Here is a 4,127-nt window from a genome sequence, read left to right as displayed (position 1 = left end):
ATTGACGGCCGAACCACGCACCACCGCCAGCACCTGGTGACCGTTGCGCTCGGCGTCCGACAGCCGCTCCAGCAGCAGTACGCCGACGCCCTCGGAGAACCCGGTGCCGTCCGCGCCCGCCGCGAACGCCTTGCAGCGACCGTCCGGAGCAAGACCCCGTTGACGGCTGAACTCCACGAACAACGCCGGCGTCGCCATCACGGTCACACCGCCGGCCAGTGCCAGCGAACACTCACCCTGCCTCAGCGACTGCACCGCCAGGTGCAAGGCGACCAGCGACGACGAACACGCCGTGTCCACCGTCACCGCGGGCCCCTCGAACCCGAACGTGTAGGACACCCGTCCGGACACGATGCTGCCGGGGCTGGGGGAACCGGGAGTCCCGTCGGGGCCCTGCAGAAGGCCGTAGTCGTGGTGCATGATCCCGGCGAACACGCCGGTCTGGCTGCCGCGCACCGACGCCGGGTCGATGCCCGCCCGCTCCAGCGCTTCCCAGGAAGTCTCCAGGAGCAGGCGCTGCTGCGGGTCCATCGCCAGCGCCTCACGCGGCGAGATCCCGAAGAACGCCGGATCGAAGTCGCCCGCGTCGTAGAGGAAACCGCCCTCGCGGGCATGGATCTTCCCCGGGGTTTCGGAGCCGGGTTCGTAAAGTTCCTCGACGTCCCAGCCACGGTCGTCCGGGAACGCGGACATCGCGTCCGTACCAGGCTCAAGGAGCTGCCACAGTGCTTCCGGGGTGCTGACGCCGCCCGGGTAGCGGCAGCTCATGGCGACGATGGCGATCGGCTCGTCGGCCGTCGTCCGAGCGGCTGGGAGCGCCGGCCGCGCTGCGCCGAAGACGGCTCCGCCGTGCGCCGCCGACAGTTCCGCCAGCAGATGGCCGGCGAGCACGGCCGGCGAGGGATAGTCGAAGACGAGGGTGGCCGGCAGTCGCAGGCCCGTGGCCGCGTTCAGCCGGTTGCGCAGCTCCACCGCCGTCAACGAGTCGAAACCCAGCTCCTTGAAAGCGCGGTCGCTGTCGACCGCGGTCTCGTCGGCGTGTCCCAGGACCGCGGCGACATGGGTGCACACCAGCGTCCGCAGGGCCTCGTCCTGGTCGGCCTCCGGGAGCCGCGCCAGGCGCTGCCACAGTGCCGAGGTGCCAGTACCGGTGCCGGACGTCTCGACCGTACGGCGGGTCGGGATGCGCAGTAGGTCCCGCAGCAGCGTCGGTACGACGCCGGACGCGGCCTGGGCGCGCAGTGCGGGCAGGTCGAGGCGTATGGGCAGCAGGACCGCGTCCGCCGTGGACGAGTCGATCGCCGGGGTCGCCGTGGCGTCGAACAGGGCGAGGCCCTCGTCCGACGTGAGGGCGGCGATGCCGGCGCGGCGCATGCGTCGAACGTCCGCATCGGCCAAGTGGCCTGTCATTCCGCTGCGTTCGGCCCAGAAGCCCCAGCCCAGTGATACCGCGGGCAGGCCGTGGGCACGTCGGTGGGCGGCCAGGGCGTCGACGAAGGCGTTCGCCGCCGCGTAGTTGCCCTGCCCGGCCCCGCCGAACGTCCCGGCTGCGGAGGAGAAGAGCACGAACGCGGCGAGGTCCAGGTCCCGGGTCAGCTCGTGGAGGTGGACGGCCGCGTCCACCTTGGGCCGCAGCACCGCCTCGACCTGATCTGCCGTCAGCGACTCCACGACACCGTCGTCCAGGACGCCGGCCGCGTGCACGACCGCGGTCAGCGGGTGCTCGGCGGGCACGGCAGCCAGCAGCTCCGCCAGGGCCGCCCGATCGGCGGTGTCGCAGGCAGCGACCGTCACCGAGGCACCCAACTCGCCCAGTTCCGATATCAGTTCGGATGCACCCGCCGCCGTACGTCCGCGTCGGGAGGCCAGCAGCAGATGCCGTACACCGTGCTCGGCGACCAGGTGTCGCGCCACCAGGGCGCCCAGCGTGCCGGTGGCGCCCGTCAGCAGTACGGTGCCGTCCGGGTTCCAGGAGTCGGCCGGCACGGAACCGGATCCGGGCCCAGCCACCGCATCGGCGGTGGCACGCGCCAGTCTCGGGGCGAGCGATTCGCCCGAGCGTACGGCGATCTGCGGCTCGCCGGAGGCGAGCACGGCGTCCAGCACCCCACCGGACAGCTCCTGGTCGTCCAGGTCCAGCAGCACGAACCGGTCCGGATGCTCCGCCTGGGCCGACCGCACCAGACCCCACACCGTGGCGGCCGCCAGGTCCGTCACATCCTCACCCGGGACGGCGGACACCGCCCCCCGGGTCACCACGACCAACCGCGAACCGGCGAACCTCTCCTCCGCCAGCCACGCCTGCAACGAATCCAGCGCACGAAGCATCACCGAGCGCACAACTGCCGGATCACCGGCACCCGCACCGGTGCTGTCGTCCGTGTGCGTCGTGAAGGAGGCCAGCACCACGTCGGGCACAGCCTCGGTTCCCCCCGCCACGGCAGCCCGCAGCTCCTCCAGCTCCGGGCAGTCCGGGGTCGCCGCGGACGGCGCCGGGGTGCGCGGCGCGACCTTGCGCCACGCGACGCGGAACAGCGCCTCGTCGGTGACCCGCGCCGGAGCCCCCAGTTGCTCGGGGGACACGGTACGTGTCACCAGGGACGTCACCGCCGCGACCGGCGCCCCCGTGGTGTCGGCGACGAACACGGACACCGCGTCCGTCCCGGCCGGGGCGAGCCGGACGCGCAGCGCGTCCGCGCCCGTGGCGTACAGGGACACCCCGCTCCAGACGAACGGAAGCCCGGCACGCCGTTCACCGGCGCTCCGCTCCGGTTCGTCCGGTACCGACGCCATGGCGTGCAGGGCGGAGTCCAGCAGTGCGGGGTGGAGGCCGAAGCGGCCCGCGTCGGCTCGCTGCCCCTCGGCGAGGGCGACTTCGGCGAATACCTCGTCGCCGCGCCGCCAGGCCGCCTGTACCCCCTGGAAAGCGGCACCGTACTGCAGCCCCGTGGCCACCAGCCGTTCGTACAGGTCGTCCACCGTGACCGGCTCCGCGCCGGCCGGCGGCCAGACGCCCAGTTCGGCGGCGACAGAGTTCTCCTCCTCGCCACCACCGGCCCGGCTGTCCGTCAGCGCGCCCGTGGCGTGCCGCGTCCAGGGGCCCTCGGAAGCGTCCTCCGGGCGCGAGTACACCCCCACCGACCGCCGCCCCGCCGCGTCCGGTCCGCCGACCGTCAACTGCACCTGTACGGCGCCATCGTCGGGCAGCACCAGCGGCGCTTCCAGCGTGAGTTCCTCCAGCCGGTCGCAGCCGACCGCGTCCCCGGCACGCAGCGCCAGCTCCACGAACGCCGTCCCCGGCAGCAGCGTCGTCTCGGCCACCGCGTGATCGGCCAGCCACGGGTGCGTACGCACGGACAGCCGGCCCGTCAGCAGGAACCCTTCCGCGTCGGCCAACGCCACGACCGCACCCAGGAGCGGATGATCGGCGGACCCGAGCCCCAGACCGGCAGCGGCGTTCCGGCTCACCACCGGGCCCGTGGTCTCCAGCCAGTAGCGCTCGCGCTGGAAGGCGTAGGTGGGCAGGTCGACGCGGGTGGCGCCGGTCCCTGTGAAGACACCGGCCCAGTCGACACTCGCGCCACCGACGAACGCCTCGGCGGCCGAGGTCAGGAAGCGGAGCAATCCGCCCTCGTTCCGGCGCAGTGACCCGACGGCCGTGACAGGGGTGTTGGTGTGGGTCTCGGCGGTCTGCTCGATGCCCATCGTCAACACCGGGTGCGCGCTGGACTCCACGAACAGACGGAAACCGTCATCCAGCAGAGCACGCACGGTGTCGGCGAAACGGACCGTCCGACGCAGATTGCGGTACCAGTAGCCCGCGTCCAGAGCGGCGGTGTCCAGCACCTCAGCGGTTACGGTCGAATAGAAGGGGACATGCGCCGCCTGAGGGGCAATGTCCGCCAGGTCGCGCAGAAGGACGTCCTCGATCTCCTCCACATGAGCGCAGTGCGAGGCATAGTCCACGGCGATACGGCGAGCCCGCACACCATCCGCCTCACAGCTCGTGAGGAGTTCGTCCAGGGCGTCCGCCTCGCCGGAAACGACCACCACAGCAGGGCCGTTGACCGCCGCAACCGCCAGACGACCGCCACAGGCGGTCAGCCGTTCCTGAACGGCCTCGACGT

General features: G+C 72.3%; 1 protein-coding gene. It reads right to left on the bottom strand.

Annotated elements, in window-relative coordinates:
- Window positions 1–4,127 (bottom strand): SDR family NAD(P)-dependent oxidoreductase (locus JK363_RS40965; RefSeq protein ID WP_201883416.1); only part of this gene is annotated, 4,127 nt, incomplete at both ends.

Origin of the sequence: Streptomyces coffeae (assembly GCF_016741875.1) — a bacterium.
GTDB lineage: Bacteria > Actinomycetota > Actinomycetes > Streptomycetales > Streptomycetaceae > Streptomyces > Streptomyces coffeae.
Note: the sequence above shows the minus strand (reverse complement) of the source record. Positions and strands in the feature narration are given on the sequence as shown.